Here is a 17,525-nt window from a genome sequence, read left to right as displayed (position 1 = left end):
ACGTGGAGTGGAACGAAACCTGCCGGATAAGGTTCCCCGAAAACATCCGCCCTTTACCTGGCGACAGGGTGCGCGCGAGCGACGGGATCGACTGCGCGCAAACGAGGGCTCGTAACAGGTCGGTTCGCGCGGCCGGAGGAAGAGGTGCAGAAGCTGGAACGCAAGAATCGGCGACCGCGCCACTGGCTGGTGCAACACCCGCGCGGCATTCCGATCGCGATCTTCCTGCTCGTCATCGCCGTGACCTTGCTCAGTGTCTTCGCCATCGAGCGCGGGCAGGAGCAACGCGAGAAGGCCGAACTGAGCAGCCGCGCGGTAGAGGTCGCCTCGGCGCTGGAGCGGCGGGCCAACGCCAATAGCGCCTATCTGCGTTCGGGGGCGGCTCTGCTTGCCTCGCTCGACGAGATTCCGGCTGCGCGTTTCCGCCGCTTCGTCAGCGAACTACGGCTCGATGCCGATTATCGCGGGGGCGAGGGAATTGGCTGGGCGCAGTTGGTCTATCCGGACGGAGTCGAGGAATTCGACGAGATGATGAAGCGCGAGGCGCCGGGCTCGCCCAAGCTCCACCCGGCGATCGGCGCAAATCAGCCGTTCGCGGTCCCGGTTACCTTCCTGCAGCCCGATACCGAGCGAAACCGCCGTGCCCTGGGGTACGACATGTACTCCGATCCGGCGCGCCGGGCGGCGATGGACGAAGCGATGCGCACGACCAGTCCCACGGTCTCGGGCAAGGTCGTGCTGCAGCAGGAGGGCGGCGGCGATGGGGCGGGCTTCCTCATGTACATGCCGGTCTTCGTCACCACCGCCACGGGCCGGGATCTGAAAGGCTTCATCTACAGCCCGTTCAATGCCGACGATTTTCTCGCCTCGGCGCTCGAACTGGAGGAGCCGGGCAATTACGGCGTGCGGATTTATGACGGCGACGTGGTGCCGCAAAACCTTCTGGCGACCTTCGCGCGCGACTCCGATTACGGCACCACTTACAGCCAGCCCATCACCATCGCCAATCACGACTGGACGCTGCAGCTCGACGCCCCGGGAGACCGCACGCTGACCGGCCTGTCGATGGTCACGCTGATCTTCGGCCTGCTCGTTGCCAGCCTGCTGATGTTGGTGATGCGCATGCTGACGCGGCAGGCGTCCGAGAACGAGGCGGCGCTGCGCTGGTTCGAGGAACAGGCCTCGATCCGCAACTCGCTCACCCGCGAGCTCAATCACCGCGTCAAGAACACGCTCGCCAACGTCCTCTCGATCATTGCCCTGACACGGCGCAGGGCGGAGAACCTCGAGGATTTCGCCGAAGGTCTCGACGGTCGCATCCGCGCGCTTTCGGCGACCCACGATCTGCTGACCCAGTCCGATTGGGGCACAACGCCGATCGGCGCGGTCGTCGATGCCGAATTGGCTCCCTACCTCCACGCCGGCGAGGAACGGATCGAGGTTCGCGGACCGGAAATTCAGCTCGCGCCCAACGACGCGCTCTCGCTCGGACTGGCGATCCACGAACTCGCGACCAATGCCGCCAAATACGGCGCGCTGGGCAGCAACGGGGGCAGCGTGAGCGTTTCCTGGCACAAATCGTCGCACGACCGGGTACGGCTCGAATGGGTCGAGCGCGGCGGGCCGCCGGTCAGCGGGGCGCCGGGCCGGGGGTTCGGAACCGACCTCATCGAAAAGATCGTCGCACACGAGCTCGGAAGCCCCGTGGACCTCAGCTTCGAGCCGGAAGGGGTGAAATGCGTGATGACCATTCCGGTGCGAGAGCCGACCCCGTTCTCGATGCGCGCCCAGCGCCGCGACAGCTGATCCCGCAAAGAAAAACGCCCCGCTCGATGGCGGGGCGTTCTGCTTGCTGTTTGTCAGCCCACGCTTAGCCCGGCGGGCGGCTCGAGCCGAAGAACAGCGCCTGGCTGACAGCCGCGCGCACGGTCGATTCCTGGAACGGCTTGGTGACGAGGTAAGTCGGCTCGGGCCGGTCGCCGGTGAGCAGGCGCTCGGGATAAGCGGTGATGAAGATCACCGGCACGCTGCCGATCGACAGGATGTCGTCGACTGCGTCGAGACCGGAGGACCCGTCTGCGAGCTGGATGTCGGCCAGCACCAGGCCGGGCATCGCCTCGGCGACGACCTTCTGCGCTTGCGAGCGGGTGGCCGCGGTGCCGCAGATATCGTGGCCGAGCGAGCGGACGAGATCCTCGAGCTGCATCGAGATCAGCGGCTCGTCCTCGATGATCAGGACCGTGGTGGAGTTTTCGCGGTCGATTTCCTCGATCGCCTCGCGCACCAGCTGCTCGATATCGTTCTCGTCGACGCCCATGATCTGCGCCGCTTCCGCAGGCGTGAAATCCTCGACCGTGGTCAGGAGCAGCGCCTGGCGGTTGAGAGGGGTGATCTTCTTGAGCTGATCGCGCGCGGCGACCTCGTGAAGCCCGCCCGTCCCGTCGCCTTCTTCGGCGACTTCGAGATAGGCGCTCGCCCACAGCTTGTTGAACGCGGCGTAGAGCGGAACCCGCCCGCCACGCAGCGAATCCGCCAGCGCCTGGTCGGCGAGAGCGGCTTCGAGAGTGGCCTTGACGAAGGCGTCGCCGGTGGTCTGCGACCCGGTCAGGGCGCGGGCATAACGGCGGAGGTACGGTAAATGAGCGGCGACTTCGGCACCGATAGACATGTATTCCCCTTCCCGAGAGAGATCAGGCGTGCATGGAACGGACAAGCGCCTTCCGGGTTCCACGGCCCCCCAAAAAACCGTCTGTACGGCCCGCCGGGTCGGCCTTGCGCGCCATCTAGCGCGCTGCACTGCACATGGCAAAAGGGGACTGGGAAAAAAGTTTGGAGGCGGCGGGAACCTACCTTTTGTCCGGTCATTTATTGCTATGTCACCGCCGAGACCCCCCCTCCCGTCCAAGCGGCTGGTGATACGATCCCGAAAGGCCTCCGTGCAGAGAGCACGGAGGCCTTTTTTTGTCGAACACATACGAACACGAAAGTGCCGCAGGGTGCTGGTCGTGCTGTCTGGAAGGGGTGATCAGGCCTTGCGGCGGAGGCGGGCGAACAGCCCTTCCTTGCGGTCGCTCGCCAGGACCCGGGCAAGCTCGTCCGGATCGTAGGGCTTGTCGAACACCAGACCCATTTCGGCGATGTTCGGCGGGATGTCTTCGGGCGAGCCGGTCGAGAAGATAATTCGCGGCCGCTTCTCGCCGAGAAGTTCGACCAGTTCGGCGAGGGCCCAGCCATCGTCGCGGTCGCTCAGGTGAACGTCGATCACGATGGCATCGGGCCGGGCCTTTTCCAGTTCGCTCATCGCCTTTGCCGTACTCGGGCAGATGACGACTTCGCGGGCCAGCCCCTGAGAGCGCAGCGAGTCCTCGATGGCCATGGCTAGAAGAGCGTCGTCTTCGACGATGAGCACGCGATCGAGCGCCGGCCGGGCCCGTTGGCGCTTGGTTTCGTCGATCGTCGTACCCATTTTCCAGCCACCTCATGCAAAGCCGGAACGGTTCGGGCCTTCGCGCTGGGGAAACGGCGCTCGGCGCCGCCCGGTTCCCGCTGCGTTACAATGCCTTCTGGTAGATCACGTATTCCCTGTTGACCTTGCTGCCGATCGTCTCGGCAATCGCCAGCATCCCCTTGTTGTCGTCGAGGATCCAGCCGATTTCGCCCCGGGTCGCGCCGTAGTTCTTGACCGCATTGCGGCGGATATACTCGATCATCATGAAGGCCAGCTGGCTGGCCAGGCGAGAGTTCTGGTATTCCTTCTTCACCCCCATCAGCGGCACGCGCATGGTCTCGCACTGCGGGTTTCGCAGCCAGCGCAGCATCTTGATCCACCCGAAGGGAAAGAGCTTGCCGCCGATCTGCTTGATCGGCTCGTTGGCGTTCCCCCAGGTGAGCATGAAGGCGACAGGCTCGCCGTCGAGTTCGGCGACCATGTTGAGATCCTCGCGGATCAGCGGGGTCATTTTCTTGCCGCCGTACTCGGCTTCGGCTTCGGTAAACGGCACGAAGCCCCAGTTGCTCGACCAGGCATCGTTGAGGATATCGATGACGATGCCGGCCTCGCGGTCGAAGTGCTTGATCTCCATCGAGCGGATGGTGATGCGCGGGTTCTTCTCGCCCGCGGCGACGATACGCTGAACGAGCGGCGGAAACTCCTTGGTGATGTCGAGTTCGAAGGTCAGCAACTTCTTAGCTTCGCTGTATCCGGCGCGTTCGAACCAGCCCTGGTAGGCGGGATTGTGGTGCCCCATCATAACCGTCGGCGGGTGGTCGTGGCCCTTGACCAGCAGACCGGGTTCTTCCCAGATCGACATCGAAATCGGCGCCAGCACCCGGGTCATGCCCTGTTCCCGCAGCCAGTCCTCGGCGCGGGCGATCAGCGCGCGGCCGATTTCCTCGCTTTCGGCCTCGAACAGGCCCCAGTTGCCGGTGCCCGGGCCCATGCCCTGCTCGGGCGGCTGGGCCAGCGCGAGCTCGTCGATATGCGCGGAGATGCGACCGACGACCCGGCCCTCGCTGCGGGCGAGGAAGAACTGGACGCGCGCATGCTCGAAGAACGGGTTCTTGCCCGGGGTCAGTAGCTCGACCACCTCGGAACGCAGTTGCGGCACGTAATTGGGGTCCGCCTCGTTCAGTCGATAACCGACATCGACAAAAGCGTTGAGGTCCTTCTTGCCCGACACGGGGGCGATATCTATCTTCTGGGACACGTTCAGGCCTCGTTTTGCCGTTAGTGGCATGGCGAAAGAAGGCACGCGGATTGCACGCCTGCTAATGGTCGGCAAGCACCATTGTAACGGGAACTCCGCCTCGGATTGTCTACGGACAACGACGGGCATAGGATTGAATGATGAACACGGCTGGATCGATCGAGGCGGGCGCAACGTCCTCCGCACCCGCTGCGGAGCGCCGCGTGCTGGCGACTATCCCTGACGACAAGGCGATGATGCGCGCCGCGGCCGAGCTGACGCGCGACATCGCCGCGCATCGCCCGGCGATCTACTGGGCCGACATGCTCGGCTCCGCGCTGGCGGGCTATGCCCTGCTTGCCGGGGCGATCCTGCTTCAGCCGGCCTGGCTCGCCTGGGCCAGCGGCGCGGCCGCCGTGCTGCTGCTGTACCGGGCGCTGCTGTTCATCCACGAGATCTCGCATTTCCGGAAAAACGAGGTGCCCGGTTTCCTGTTCGGTTGGAACGCGCTGGTCGGCATCCCGATGCTGACGCCTTCGCTGATGTACGAAGCGGTGCACACGCTGCACCACGCGCGCACCCGCTACGGCACCGTCGAGGATCCGGAGTACCTGCCGCTGGCCCTGATGAAGCCATGGTCTCTTCCGGTGTTCATCCTGATCGCCCTTCTGGCGCCGCCCGCCCTGGTCATCCGTTTCGGCGTTCTGGCCCCGCTGGGTCTGCTCATACCGCCGCTGCGACGGGTGACGTGGGAACGGTTCTCGGCGCTGTCGATCAATCCGACATTCCGCCGCCGCCCTGCGGAGCCCGCCTTTCGGAGCCGGTTTTTCTGGCAGGAGGCGGGCGCGGCGCTCTGGGCGCTGTTGCTCGTGGCGAGCGTTTTCTGGCTCGGCTGGCGCCCGCTGTTGATCGCGCTCGCGGTGTTCTCGGCGGTGGCGGTGTTGAACCAGCTGCGCACGCTTGTGGCCCACCTGTGGGAGAACGAGGGCGAAGCGATGACGGTGACCGGGCAGTATCTCGACAGCGTGAACGTTCCGCCACCCTCGCCGTTGGCCGCGCTCTGGGCACCGGTGGGGCTGCGCTATCACGCGCTGCATCACTTGATGCCTTCGCTCCCTTATCATTCGTTGGGTGAGGCGCATAAGCGCATCAGCGCCCGGCTCGGACCGCAGTCGACCTTCGCGCAAACGACGCACAAGGGCATGGCTCCGCTGGTCGCGCGGATTGCCCGCTCGACGATGGCCCGCCGCTAACCGGGTTCTCAGCCACTCCCGGTGGCACGCCGCGAAAAAGAAAAGGCCCCCTCCGCGAGGCAGGAGGCCTTCACTTAATTGTTGGCGATCAGTTGGTCTTGACCGTCGCGTTGCCGCTGGAATCGGCGGTAATTCGAGTGTCGCCGGCGTCGATGTCGGCGCTCGCGCCGTCCGGGCCCATGCTGACGGTGCTGCCATCGGAAGGCGTGGCTTCTTCGGTCACCACCGTCGTTTCGGTTGCGGTCGGGGCGGGCTGGGTTTCGACGATGGTGGTGTCGGCGCCTTCGGTCGCCGCGTCGTCGGCATCGTTGTCGCAGGCCCCGAGGCTAAGCGCGGCGGCGGCAACGGCGGCGGTCAGGATAAGCTTCTTCATGCCGGTATTCTCCTTCTCGGACATCGAGGCAAGGACGCGCGGCCTCGGGGCGGGTTCCCGAAAAAGGGCAAAAATGTGGCAACTACTATTCTTCTGTCCGCACGAGGACGGTTTCTCCGAGCAGTAAAAACAGCAGGAACGGGGCCCAAGCGGCGAGCAAGGGCGGATAACCGCCGAAACTGCCCATCGCGAGCGCGGCGTTGTCGACGACGAAATAGGCGAAGCCGAGCGCCATGCCGATCACCGCGCGGGCGAACAGCTGACCTGAGCGGGCGAGTCCGAACCCCGCCACCGCGCCGAGGAGGGGCATGAGCACAGCGGAGAGCGGGCCCGACAGTTTGTGCCACCATTTGGCTTTGAGTTCCGCCGTGCGGCGACCGGCTGCGTCAAGCGCGGCGATCGACCGCGACAGTTCGGGCAGCGACTGCGCATCGGGATCGACCTTGCTCAGTTCGATCTGGTCGAGCGTAAGTTCGGGGGCGACGACGATCGGGGCCGGCAGCTTGCTGTCCTCGGCCTGCTGGACATCGAACACGTCGGGCGCGGCAAGCTTCCAGCCTGGGTTGGCATAAGTCGCGATGGCACTGCGCACGCGGCGTTGAATCATGCCCTGGGCATCGCGTTCGTAGAAGGTCACTCCGCGCAGGATCGTGTCGGTTCCGCTGCCCTCCATCAGGGTCGCGGTCAGAACGTTGTTGCCGTCGGCGAAGTAGACGTTGGCGCGAGTCTCGGTTTCCTGCGGGGCCGGACCGTAATCGGCGGCCTCCCAAGCCTTGAGCGAAGCCGTGGCCCGCGTCACCACGAGTTCGTTGAAGGCAATCGAGCCGAGCGACACGATCCCCGCCGCGAGCAACAGCGGGGCGAGGATCTGGTGGGCCGACATTCCGGCCGCCTTCATCGAAACGACCTCGCTGTTCTGATTGAACGTGACCAGCGTGATGATCGTGGCCAGCAGCACCGAGTACGGCACGAAGCGGGCGATGAGCTGCGGCACGCGGTACCCCACATAGCGCAGAAGCTCACCTTCGCCGTTGCCGGGATGGGCCAGGATGTCGCCGCTGTTCGAAAGCAGGTCGAGCATCATCAGCACCAGCACCAGCATGACCAGCACGGCCAGAATCCGCGTCACGAAGGTGCGGGCCAGGTACGCCGTCAGCGTTCGAGAGGGGAAGAAGTCAAACAGCAACTTGGCCGAGCTCCTCGTCATCCGCGAGGGGATCAAGGCCGGCGCCGCGCACATGCTCCCGCCGCTTGAGCAGTTTGCGCAGGCGCTTGCCGATCTTGGCGTAGGCGGACTCGAGCGCGCCGATGGCCTGCCCGCCGGGCACGTAGGCGACCCGATAGAACATCCACACAATGAGGACAGAGAACAACGCAAACGGGCCCCACAGGGCGAGAAAGGGATCGATCCGGCCGAGTTGGGCGATGGATTGCCCGTACTCGTTCACCTTGTGGTAGGCGACGACGAAGACGATCGACACGAAGACGCCGAGCGCGCTGGTCGATCGCTTGGGCGGGATCGCCAGCGCCACCGCAAGCAGGGGCAGCAGCGCCATCATCATGACCTCGACCAGCCGGTAGTTGAAGTTGGCCTGCGACCCGGCGCGTTGGACCTCGGGGAGCGAATTGCTCCAGCCGAGACGCAGCAGCTCGGGCAGGACATATTCGCGCGCCTGGTCGCCGCGGGCGCGGAAACGGTCGATCGCCGGCAAGTCGACCGGCAGGTCATGCTGGCTGAAGCTGAGCACGCGCGGCTCCTTGCCGGCGACATCCTGAACGATGGTCCCGTCGAGCAGGCGAAGAATGATCGTGTTACGGTCCTCGCGATTGGCGAGAAACTGACCCTCGCGCGCCGAGATCGAAAGCACCTGTCCGTTCTTGCCGGCAAAGCGCGCGAAGATGCCCTTGAGCTTGCGGCCTTCGTCTTCGCTCGATTCGATGCGCAGCGCCATCCGGTCCTTGAGGGTGGTGAACTCGCCGACCTTGATCGACGCCCCCAGCGCGCCCGAACGCAGCTCGTAGTCGAGCTGGGCATAGGCATAGCGGCTGAGCGGCTGGAGATAGCCGACGATCGCCAGGTTCACAGCCATCAGCACCAGGGTGATGAGAAACGGCACGCGCAGCAGCCGTATGTAGCTCCATCCTACCGCGCGCATGACGTCGAGCTCGCTCGAGGTGGCGAGCTTGCGGAAGGCGAGAAGGATCCCGAGCATGAGGCCAAGCGGGATGGCCAGGCCGGCATATTCCGGGATCAGGTTGACCAACATGCGGAAGACCACCCCGACCGGCCCGCCTTCTGTCGACACGAACTCGAACAGGCGCAGCATCTTGTCGAGGATCAGCAGCGAGGCGGCGATCACGAACACCGCGAACATCGGCATCAGCACGAGGCGCAGGATGTACCGGTCGAGGGCGGTAAGGAATTTCAATCTGGTATCGTTAGCGGCATCGGGGTGCGCCGGGCTATAACCGCCGAAACTGCGCAGGTCATGTGCCGATTGCGCCGGGGCTCAGGCCTTTTCCAGGGTGCACTGCAGCGGGTGCTGGTTCTGGCGGGCGAAATCCATGACCTGATTGACCTTGGTTTCGGCCACTTCGTAGGGGAAGACGCCGCAAACGCCGACGCCCTTCTGGTGGACGTGAAGCATTACGCGGGTGGCCTGTTCCAGATCCATGCGGAAGAAGCGCTTGAGACACATCACGACGAATTCCATCGGCGTGTAGTCGTCATTGAGCATCAGCACCTTGTACTGGCTCGGCTTCTTCGGTCTGGTGCGGGTCTTGGTGGCGATGCCGACCTGGCCCTCGCCATCGCTCACGCCGATATCGCCCCCGTTATCGCCATCGTCGGGCGTGCCGCTGCCGGCCGCGTGCGCGGCAGCCGGGACGACCGGGCGAAAAGGGCGATTCATCTGCATCGGTCCGCAAATATCGTATCGATTGGTGAAACGGCAAGGTTGGATCGCCGCAAGAAGAGTTAACGCGGCTCGCGGGCGCTATCTGCGCGAAAGAAAACGGGCCGGACGGCAAGACCGTCCGACCCGCTTTTTTGCCGCTCGAGGGAGAGGAGAGAGAACGAGCGGCGGGAGAGCTAGGCTCAGGCGGCCTTCGAGACCTTCTCGGCGGCCAGGCTCATGCGGCCCGAAATCGGGGCGAACGCTTCGCTGTAGAGCTTCATGACCGAATCGCCGGCTTTCGACGAATAGGCGACCATCGTTTCGAAGTTGCGGCGTGCAAGCTTGCCCTGCAGCTGGAACAGCTCGGCGGGGCTCTTGATCGCGGCCATTTCCTTCATGTCGGCGGTCATCGTCTCGTAAGCCGACTTGGCTTCGTCGACGACGGTCTTGCTCATGTCCTGCATGCCGCTCGAGAAGACCTTGCCGCTTTCGACGAGGGCTTCGACATTGCCCTTGGCAAAGTCGGTCATCTCGCCGGCATAGGCAGTGCTCTTCTCGAAGGTTTCCTTGGCCTTCGACTGCAGCTCGCTCATCGCGTCGGTAACGGTCTTCATGAAATCCGGGGTCTTGGCAGTAGCCATGATCTTTTCCTTGAGTTCGGTAATCGTGGGTTCGGATTTGCTCGCGGCAGGCTTGTCCGCACGGGCGGCCTGTCTCGCGGCGACGGGTTTCTTTCCTGCGGCCGGCCCGGCTTTCGCCGCCGGCTTTTTGACTTTCCTGGTCGCTGCCTTTTTCGGCGCGGCCTTCTTTCTTACCGCCGCCTTCTTCGAGGCGGTTCTGGCGACAACCGGCTTCGCGACAGAGGGGCGCTCGGCCTTCGCCGGTTCCGGTGCGCTGGCGGCAGCGACCGGCTTGTCGGCGGGGGCGGGCGCGTCCGGAACCGGAGCGGCTTCGGGCTGGGCAGTTACGGACGCGACCGGCTTGGCCTTCTCCGCCGCGGCGGCGTAGGCTTTTTCGGCGCTATCGGCGGCGTTGTCGGGAGACTCGGCCATCTTTCCTCGCTTCCATGCCGACCGGGGACGATTGCCGGCCTTGTTGCAGTGCACAAAATAGGCGCTGCAGACGCGAAGTCAAGCAAAAATGGTGCAGTGCAGCAAAGGTGTGCTGGAGCGTGGACCTTGCGGGATGTCGGCCTGCGTTCGGAGCGGGCCTTTCACGCCAGGAACGGCCCTACTTCTGCCGCGGGTCCTTCTCGCCAAGTTCGGGGTAGTAGAGCGCCTTGTTGCCGAGCCGTTCGTTGTAGATACGGCGTTCCGAGATGTACCAGCGGCCCTCGATCTTGACGTATTTGTCCTCGTAATGGCCGAACTCGGCGACGCGGAAGCTGCCATCTTCGGCCTGATTGTTGAATCCCAGCCACATGCCGACGTCGTGCGCGGTATCGGGTCCGGTGAAGTCGATCCGCTGGCTTCCGAAGGTGTGGATGAAGCGCGGGCGGGTCGTCGCGGCCTTGTCGAGCGACTGCCGCCCCGTGCCGAAGCTGGCGAGATTCTTGTAAATGGCTTCGCGCCCGCGTTCGACACCGCCGACCCAGTACATCACCGCATCGGGCGCGAAGGTGTTGGTGTAGGTGTCGAGGTCGCCGGCATCGAGGGCAATGAAATAGGTGTTCAGCAGGTTGACGATCGAGACGTAGTCGTCGGCCCGGCCGGCCGGTACGACGGGCGAAAACGGGCTGGCCGCGGGTGGCTGCAGCTTCTGCGCCCAGTCGGTGGCGCCCGGCGAACCGATCTGCGCGGCAGCCGGGGCGAGCGGCATGGCTCCCGCCGCGATGGCAAACATGATCTTCTTCATCTCGTGTCCTCTCCCTCGTCTTCCACTTGTCCGGCGGCACGCTGCTAGCGCATCGCCACGTAGCGTCCCGGTGCGTCTTCTATGACGGTGTCGCCCTTGCCTCCGGGCTTTCGTTTCCCGGTCGCTTTGACGCGGGTCGCGTCGAGGTTCTCGAGCCAGGCGATCCAGTCGGTCCACCAACTGCCGGGATGCTCGGTCGCCCCGGCCACGAATGCCTCGAGCGAGCCGGCGGGCGTTTCGTTGGTCCAGTACTGGTACTTGCGCGCCGCGGGTGGATTGACCACCCCGGCGATGTGGCCGCTGCCGGCGAGGACGAAGCGGACGGGCCCCGCCAGCGTACCGGTCAGCTTCCACACGCTGCCGGCGGGAGCGATGTGATCCTCGCGGCCGGCCTGGACGTAGGCCGGGGTCTCGATCAGTCTCAGGTCGATCGGGGTCCCGTCGGCGCTCATGACGTCGGGCTGGACGAGCTTGTTGTCGCGGTACAGGTCGCGCAGGTACCGTGCGTGCCACTTGGCCGGCAGGTTGGTCACGTCGCCGTTCCAGTGCAGCAGATCGAACGCGGGATAGTCCTCGCCCAGCAAGTAGTGGTTGACCACATAGTTCCAGATCAGGTCGGTGCCGCGCAGCAGGTTGAAGGTCGCCGCCATGTATCGGCCGTCGAGGTACCCGCCCTGGCTGGCCTGCTTGATCAGGGCGAGCTGGGTCTCGTCGACGAAGTACTTGAGCTCGCCGGCGCGCTCGAAATCGACCTGGGCAGTGAAGAAGGTGGTGCTCGCAACCTTGTCGGCCTCGCCGCGCCGCGCCAGGATCGCCAGGGTCGCGGCGAGTGTCGTTCCCGCCACGCAGTAACCGATGGTATGCACGGCCCGCACGCCGAGCCGCTCGCGGATATGGTCGATCGCGTCGATCTGGGCGCGGACGTAATCGTCCCAGGTGACGTCGGCCATCGTTTCGTCGGCCGACTTCCAACTGACCATGAACACGGTCAGACCCTGCTCGACCGCCCATTTGACGAAGCTCTTCTTGGGGTTGAGGTCGAGGATGTAGAAGCGGTTGATCCACGGCGGGAAGATGACCACCGGCACCGCGGCGACCTCTTCGGTGTCGGGGCTGTACTGGATCAGCTGGTAGAGCCGGGTCTCATGGACCACCTTGCCGGGCGTGCAGGCGATGTTTTCGCCCAGCCTGAACTTGCTCGAATCGGTGTGGGTCAGCTGGCCCTTCTCAAGGTCGGCGATCAGCCGCTCCATCCCCTTCACGAGGTTCGCTCCGTGGGTTTCCAGCGTTCGTTCGAGCACCACGGGGTTGGTGAGCGGGAAGTTCGCCGGGCTCATCGCGTCGAGAACGCCGCGCAGCGCGAAGCGCAGCTGGTCGCGCTCGGCCTCGTCGAGCCCGCCGACTTCGCCGATCATGTCCTGCATGCGCTCCGCAAAGAGCAGGTAGGTTTGATGGATCAGCGCATAGACCGGCTGCTCGCGCCACGCCGGGTCGCTGAAGCGCCGGTCGCTGCGCGGCAGGTGCACCTCGGGGCCGTCGGAATCGGGTTTCGAACCGAGGCCGAATTGGGTCAGGACCTGGTCCCACAAGGCCGCACTTTCGGCCATCAGCTGACCCTGCCGCTCAGGGTCGAGCCACGGAACCTGGCGCTGCCATTCCTGCACCAGCCCGAACCATTGCGCGGGATCGGCAAACATCGGCACCGGCACGTCGGGATCGCGATCTCCCGGAACGTGGAATTCGAGCCACATCTTTTGCAATCGGCCCGCCGCTTCGGTCCATTCGGCGACCGCGCGCTCGTCGGGGTTCGTCGTTGCCAACACCGCGCGCGCCGCCTCGCTCTGCATCTTCAGCATCTCGGCGAACACGTCCACCGCATCGCCGCTTTCGGTCTCGTCCATGCGCGGAGCCTAGCTCCGGCACGTTGCAGTTGCGAGCAATCAATTGCGGAAGCCGCGCGTTTCCGCCTATGTCCGCGGCCCGTGCGGCAATCGCGCCGCGCGCGAGCCAGTAAAAGGTCACATGGACAGCGATTTCTACCGCATCAAGCGCCTGCCGCCCTACGTCATCGCCGAGGTGAATGCGATGCGGCACGCAGCACGCACGGAAGGGCGCGACATCATCGACCTGGGGATGGGCAACCCCGACCTGCCGCCGCCCGACCATGTCATCGAGAAGCTGTGCGAAGTGGCGCGCAAGCCCGACGCGCACGGCTATTCGCAATCCAAGGGCATTCCGGGACTGCGCAAGGCCCAGGCCAATTACTACGGCCGCCGCTTCGGGGTCGACCTCGATCCCGAGACCGAAGTCGTGGTGACCATGGGCTCGAAGGAAGGGCTCGCCAGCCTGGCGACGGCGATTTCCGCCCCCGGCGACGTGATCCTCGCGCCCAACCCGAGCTACCCGATCCACACCTTCGGCTTCATCCTTGCCGGCGCGACCATCCGCGCGGTGCCGACCACGCCGGACGAGAACTACTGGAAGGCGCTCGAGGCGGCGATGAACTTCACGGTGCCGCGTCCCACGGTGCTGATCGTCAACTTCCCCTCCAACCCGACGGCGGAGACGGTCGGCATCGAGTTCTACGAACGGCTCGTCGCCTGGGCCAAGGAGAACAAGGTCTGGGTAATCTCCGACCTCGCCTATTCGGAGCTCTACTACGACGGCAAGCCGACGCGCTCGATCCTCGAAGTGCCCGGGGCCAAGGACGTGGCTGTCGAGTTCACTTCGCTGTCGAAGACCTTCTCCATGGCCGGCTGGCGGATCGGCTTTGCGGTCGGCAACAGGCAGGTCATCGCTGCGCTCACACGGGTCAAGTCGTACCTCGATTACGGTGCTTTCACCCCGATCCAGGCAGCCGCCTGCGCGGCGCTCAACGGGCCCGAGGACATCGTCGTGCGCAACCGCGAACTCTACCAGAAGCGCCGCGACGTGATGGTCGAATCGTTCGGCCGCGCCGGCTGGGACATCCCGCCTCCGCCGGCCTCGATGTTCGCCTGGGTTCCGCTGCCCCCGGCACTGAAGGACATGGGCAGCCTCGAGTTCGCCAAGGACTTGCTGACTCATGCCGAAGTGGCGGTCGCGCCGGGCGTGGGTTTCGGCGAGAAGGGCGAGGGCTTCGTGCGCATCGCCATGGTCGAAAACGAGCAGCGCCTGCGCCAGGCGGCGCGCAACGTGAAGCGCTATCTCCAGTCCAGGGGCGTCAACGTCTGACACGCGGGCGGCGCGCCGCCGGTACGGCATAGCCGCGCGGTGCCGGTCGCTTGGACCGCAGCGATTATCCGGGTGGTCTAGCCGGCGGCGGCACGATACTGTTGCCGTGCTAACGATGCATGGGAGAGATCGTCGATGGCCAATGGCGCGCCAGACCGGACGCTTGACGTTACCGCGTTCCTGCAGGGTTCGGGGATGACGCCGTTCCACTACCGGCTACTGATTATCTCGTGCTTCGTAACATTCTTCGACGGGATGGACTTCTCGCTCGTCTCGGTCGCGCTGCCGGAGATCCAGAACGGGTTGCGCCTCAGCAACGAGATGCTCGGTCCGGTCAACTCCGCCGCGTTCCTCGGGCAGATGATCGGCTCGCTCGCCGGGTCCTACATGGCCGATGTATTCGGACGGCGGCCGGTAATCCTGTGGTGCACCGCGATCGGCGCACTGCTCACCTTCCTCACCGGATTTGCCTCCAGTGCGGAGATGCTGATTGCGCTACGGCTGGTCGGGGGGCTCGCCATCGGCGGGCTGCTCGCCCCGGCCTGGGCGATCAATATCGAGGCGATGCCGAGCTCGTACCGCGCCACCGCGGTTACGATCATCATGCTCGGCTTCAGCGTCGGCGGCGCAGCCGCGGCACAGATCACCAACCTGATTGCGCCGGCTTTCGGCTGGGAAGGGGTGTTCTTCTTCGCCGGGGCGACGACGGGTCTGCTGGCACTGGTGCTGCGCTTCACCATGCCCGAATCTGCCCGCTGGATGGTCGCCAAGGGCAAACCGGTGGCTGAAGTGCTGCCACTGCTCAGCCGGTTCGATCCTGGCGTCGGGCAGGAGGGCTATACCGAACTGGTCCTGTCCGACGAACGCAAGCAGGGCGGGACCTCGCCGCTGGCCAAGTCGGCAGCGCTGTTCAAAGGCCAGCTCGCATGGATCACCCCGATCATTTGGGTGACCTACTTCTTTTCCTCCTTCGCCATCTACATCAAGGCGAGCTTCGGGGTGAAGTTCCTCCAGGTGCTCGGCCTCGCCCCCGACGTGGCGCGCAACATCTCCTCGGTCGGCGGGCTGGTCGGCGCGGTCGGCGCAGTTTTCCTCCTCATGGTCACCGAGAAGAAGGGGCCGATCTGGATCGCGGCCGCGCCCCTGATCGGCGTGCCGCTGGCGTTGCTGATCGGAACGGGCGCGATACCGATCGGTTCGCAACTGTTCATCACGGTCATCATGCTTGGCATGATCGCCGTCGGTGTCGGCCATGCCTCGGTGATCTCGATTACCAGCATCTATTACCCGAGTTCGGTCCGCGCGACCGGCGGCGGCTGGGCGAGCTTCATGGCCAAGTTCGCCGCGGTGCTCGCCCCGATGGTGGCGGCCAACATGTTCGTCGCCACCAAGCAGGATGTGCTCGACGGCTACAGCTTCGTCGGCCTGTGCCTTGCCGGTGTCGTCGTCGGAATCGTCGCGTTGGCCTTCTTCGCCCGGCGGCTTGGCCGCGAACAGGAGGCCGAGGCCGGGCTGTCCGGCGCCGTTCCCGAGCCGGCCGAATGACCTTGCGCAGCCTCGCGGCCAACACGCCCGGCCGCCGTGCCAACTGGCGCGCGCTCGGGCTGTCGCAGGAGGACATGCTCAAGCCCAAGATCGCGGTGGTCAATTCCTCGAGCGAGCTGGCGATCTGCTACGCCCATCTCGACGCGATCGCGGAGCTCGTGAAGGAAGAAATCCGCGCCGCCGGGGCGGTCCCGTTCGAGGTCCGCACCGCGGCGCCGTCGGACTTCATCACTGGGGCCAACAAGGCCGGCAGCTACATCCTCGCCGGGCGCGACATCATCGCCAACGACATCGAGGTCCAGGTCGAGGCGGCACTCCTCGACGGGATGATCTGCCTGACCAGCTGCGACAAGACCCCGCCGGGCCACCTGATGGCGGCGGCGCGTCTCAACATCCCGACGATCCTGGTCATCGGCGGCTACCAGCAAGCCGGAGAGATCGACGGCGAGCCGGTCGATGTCGAGGACGTGTGGTCGGGCAGCGTCGGCGAACGGTTCGGCGCGCAGCCGAAGTTTCCGGTCGCCGAGATGGCCGAGCACGCAATCATGGGTCCGGGCGTGTGCGCCGGGATGGCGACCGCCAACACCATGCACTCTGTGGGCGAGGCGCTGGGCATGTGCCTGCCGGGCCACGCCCCGGTGCGCGCGAACAGTCCGAAGATGCGAGACAACGCCCGCGCCGCCGCGCGCCGCATCGTCGAGATGGTCGCCGAAGACCTCAAGCCGCGCGACATCCTCACGCCGGGCGCTTTCAGGAACGCGGTGGCGACGGTGCTCGCGGTCTCCGGCTCGATCAACGCCATCAAGCACCTCCAGGCGACCGCTATCGAGGCCGAGAACGGCGTCGACGTTTTTGCGCTGTGGGAGGAGATGAGCGACGTGCCGGTACTCTCAGCAGTTCGGCCTACCGGTCATGTCCGCATCGAGCAGTTCGAGGATGCGGGCGGGGCGCGGGCGGTGCTCAAACGGCTCGAGGACCGGATCGCTACCGCGGCGCTGACGTGCACCGGTAAGACGCTGGGCGAGAACCTCGAGGGTTACGTGATCCCGGGCCCGGACATTATCCATGCGGTAGACGATCCTGTCGGCGAGGGGCCGAGTATCGCCATCCTGCGCGGCAGCTTCGCCGAGACCGCCGTCGTGCGGCTCGGCATTCGCGACGGTTCGCGTCCAGAGGAATTCGCCGGCCCGGCGCGGGTGTTCGAAAGCACCGCCGAATGCATGCAGGCGATCGAGGACGGCGTGGTCCAGCCTGGCGACGTGGTCGTGGCGCGCAACCAGGGGCTTAAGGGCGGCCCGGCGATGGGCGGTTCGGCCAGCGTCATCCTCTTTGCGCTCGACGCCGCCGGCCTCGCCAAGACGGCCGCCTTCGTCACCGATGGACAGCTCTCGGGCCTGTGCCTCAAGGGGCTGACCGTGGCCGAAGTCCATCCCGAAGCGGCCACGGGAGGCCCCATCGGCAAGGTGCGCGACGGCGATATCGTACGCATCTCGGTCGAGAACCGCAGCATCGACATCGACGTGCCGGCCGACGAACTGGCTTCGCGCGCGATCGGCGCCTATCGCACCGACGCGCGCGGCTATCTCGGCACCTTCCGACAGGATGTGCGCGACATGTCGACCGGAGGCGTCCTCCTACCGCCGAGCTGCTGATCGCGTGATGTCGGCGCGGCGCATTCGCGCCGCCCAAAGCCGCATAGCGTTCA

15 protein-coding genes are annotated in these 17,525 nt (G+C 65.4%); 5 read left to right on the top strand and 10 right to left on the bottom strand.

Going from position 1 to position 17,525, the window contains the following annotated elements; translation table 11 throughout:
- Positions 1–144: 144 nt before the first annotated feature.
- The gene (locus tag Q7I88_RS01255) at positions 145–1,806 is read left to right on the top strand and encodes a CHASE domain-containing protein (RefSeq protein ID WP_305097229.1); all 1,662 of its coding nucleotides are present in this window, start codon (positions 145–147) and stop codon (positions 1,804–1,806) included.
- 64 nt (positions 1,807–1,870) lie between these two features.
- Here the strand turns inward: Q7I88_RS01255 and Q7I88_RS01250 are convergent, their stop codons facing one another.
- From Q7I88_RS01250 to Q7I88_RS01240, 3 genes are all read right to left on the bottom strand, one after another.
- Positions 1,871–2,668, bottom strand: a complete 798-nt coding sequence (locus Q7I88_RS01250; RefSeq protein WP_305097228.1) for a response regulator — start codon at positions 2,666–2,668, stop codon at positions 1,871–1,873.
- Between the two features lie 357 nt (positions 2,669–3,025).
- A complete protein-coding gene (locus Q7I88_RS01245; RefSeq protein WP_305097227.1) occupies positions 3,026–3,466 on the bottom strand; it encodes a response regulator in 441 nt (146 codons plus the stop codon).
- Positions 3,467–3,551: 85 nt separating this feature from the next.
- On the bottom strand, positions 3,552–4,736 hold the full coding sequence (locus tag Q7I88_RS01240; protein ID WP_305097226.1) for a GNAT family N-acetyltransferase: 1,185 nt from the start codon (positions 4,734–4,736) through the stop codon (positions 3,552–3,554).
- A 110-nt stretch (positions 4,737–4,846) separates the two neighbouring features.
- On the opposite strand from Q7I88_RS01240, the gene Q7I88_RS01235 reads away from it, so the two are divergent.
- Positions 4,847–5,938 carry a fatty acid desaturase family protein gene (locus tag Q7I88_RS01235; protein WP_305097225.1) on the top strand — a complete coding sequence of 364 codons (1,092 nt, stop codon included), beginning with the start codon at positions 4,847–4,849 and terminating at the stop codon, positions 5,936–5,938.
- Between the two features lie 88 nt (positions 5,939–6,026).
- Here the strand turns inward: Q7I88_RS01235 and Q7I88_RS01230 are convergent, their stop codons facing one another.
- The 7 genes from Q7I88_RS01230 to Q7I88_RS01200 form a co-directional block, all read right to left on the bottom strand.
- On the bottom strand, positions 6,027–6,311 hold the full coding sequence (locus tag Q7I88_RS01230; protein WP_305097224.1) for a hypothetical protein: 285 nt from the start codon (positions 6,309–6,311) through the stop codon (positions 6,027–6,029).
- Between the two features lie 85 nt (positions 6,312–6,396).
- On the bottom strand, positions 6,397–7,497 hold the full coding sequence (gene lptG, locus Q7I88_RS01225) for an LPS export ABC transporter permease LptG (RefSeq protein ID WP_305098638.1): 1,101 nt from the start codon (positions 7,495–7,497) through the stop codon (positions 6,397–6,399).
- Positions 7,487–8,740: an LptF/LptG family permease gene (locus tag Q7I88_RS01220; RefSeq protein ID WP_305097223.1), complete on the bottom strand. Its 1,254-nt coding sequence runs from the start codon at positions 8,738–8,740 to the stop codon at positions 7,487–7,489. Before Q7I88_RS01220 ends, lptG begins: the two co-directional genes overlap by 11 nt.
- Positions 8,741–8,821: 81 nt before the next feature.
- Entirely contained in the window at positions 8,822–9,223 is a 402-nt protein-coding gene (gene clpS, locus Q7I88_RS01215) for an ATP-dependent Clp protease adapter ClpS (RefSeq protein WP_439648396.1), read from the bottom strand.
- Between the two features lie 185 nt (positions 9,224–9,408).
- On the bottom strand, positions 9,409–10,260 hold the full coding sequence (locus Q7I88_RS01210; RefSeq protein ID WP_305097221.1) for a phasin family protein: 852 nt from the start codon (positions 10,258–10,260) through the stop codon (positions 9,409–9,411).
- A 178-nt stretch (positions 10,261–10,438) separates the two neighbouring features.
- Positions 10,439–11,062, bottom strand: coding sequence for a nuclear transport factor 2 family protein (locus Q7I88_RS01205; RefSeq protein WP_305097220.1), 624 nt, complete (start codon positions 11,060–11,062; stop codon positions 10,439–10,441).
- Positions 11,063–11,106: 44 nt separating this feature from the next.
- Positions 11,107–12,963, bottom strand: coding sequence for a PHA/PHB synthase family protein (locus Q7I88_RS01200; protein WP_305097219.1), 1,857 nt, complete (start codon positions 12,961–12,963; stop codon positions 11,107–11,109).
- 121 nt (positions 12,964–13,084) lie between these two features.
- On the opposite strand from Q7I88_RS01200, the gene Q7I88_RS01195 reads away from it, so the two are divergent.
- The 3 genes from Q7I88_RS01195 (at position 13,085) to Q7I88_RS01185 (ending at position 17,472) form a co-directional block, all read left to right on the top strand.
- A complete protein-coding gene (locus tag Q7I88_RS01195; RefSeq protein ID WP_305097218.1) occupies positions 13,085–14,275 on the top strand; it encodes an LL-diaminopimelate aminotransferase in 1,191 nt (396 codons plus the stop codon).
- A gap of 135 nt (positions 14,276–14,410) precedes the next feature.
- Entirely contained in the window at positions 14,411–15,820 is a 1,410-nt protein-coding gene (locus Q7I88_RS01190; protein ID WP_305097217.1) for an MFS transporter, read from the top strand.
- Complete coding sequence (locus tag Q7I88_RS01185; protein ID WP_305097216.1) at positions 15,817–17,472, top strand: dihydroxy-acid dehydratase domain-containing protein; 1,656 nt, start codon at positions 15,817–15,819, stop codon at positions 17,470–17,472. The genes Q7I88_RS01190 and Q7I88_RS01185 overlap by 4 nt, the downstream gene beginning before the upstream one ends.
- Positions 17,473–17,525 lie beyond the last annotated feature (53 nt).

The sequence above is a fragment of the Croceibacterium aestuarii genome (assembly GCF_030657335.1).
Classification (GTDB): Bacteria; Pseudomonadota; Alphaproteobacteria; order Sphingomonadales; family Sphingomonadaceae; genus Croceibacterium_B; species Croceibacterium_B aestuarii.
This window is presented reverse-complemented; position numbering and strand designations above follow the sequence as displayed.

Coding starts and splice junctions, on each gene's coding strand:
- Q7I88_RS01250 (WP_305097228.1), bottom strand. CDS start 2,668: ATGTCTATCGGTGCCGAAGTCGCCGCTCATTTACCGTACCTCCGCCGT.
- Q7I88_RS01245 (WP_305097227.1), bottom strand. CDS start 3,466: ATGGGTACGACGATCGACGAAACCAAGCGCCAACGGGCCCGGCCGGCG.
- Q7I88_RS01240 (WP_305097226.1), bottom strand. CDS start 4,736: ATGCCACTAACGGCAAAACGAGGCCTGAACGTGTCCCAGAAGATAGAT.
- Q7I88_RS01235 (WP_305097225.1), top strand. CDS start 4,847: ATGAACACGGCTGGATCGATCGAGGCGGGCGCAACGTCCTCCGCACCC.
- Q7I88_RS01230 (WP_305097224.1), bottom strand. CDS start 6,311: ATGAAGAAGCTTATCCTGACCGCCGCCGTTGCCGCCGCCGCGCTTAGC.
- clpS (WP_439648396.1), bottom strand. CDS start 9,223: ATGAATCGCCCTTTTCGCCCGGTCGTCCCGGCTGCCGCGCACGCGGCC.
- Q7I88_RS01210 (WP_305097221.1), bottom strand. CDS start 10,260: ATGGCCGAGTCTCCCGACAACGCCGCCGATAGCGCCGAAAAAGCCTAC.
- Q7I88_RS01205 (WP_305097220.1), bottom strand. CDS start 11,062: ATGAAGAAGATCATGTTTGCCATCGCGGCGGGAGCCATGCCGCTCGCC.
- Q7I88_RS01200 (WP_305097219.1), bottom strand. CDS start 12,963: ATGGACGAGACCGAAAGCGGCGATGCGGTGGACGTGTTCGCCGAGATG.
- Q7I88_RS01195 (WP_305097218.1), top strand. CDS start 13,085: ATGGACAGCGATTTCTACCGCATCAAGCGCCTGCCGCCCTACGTCATC.
- Q7I88_RS01190 (WP_305097217.1), top strand. CDS start 14,411: ATGGCCAATGGCGCGCCAGACCGGACGCTTGACGTTACCGCGTTCCTG.
- Q7I88_RS01185 (WP_305097216.1), top strand. CDS start 15,817: ATGACCTTGCGCAGCCTCGCGGCCAACACGCCCGGCCGCCGTGCCAAC.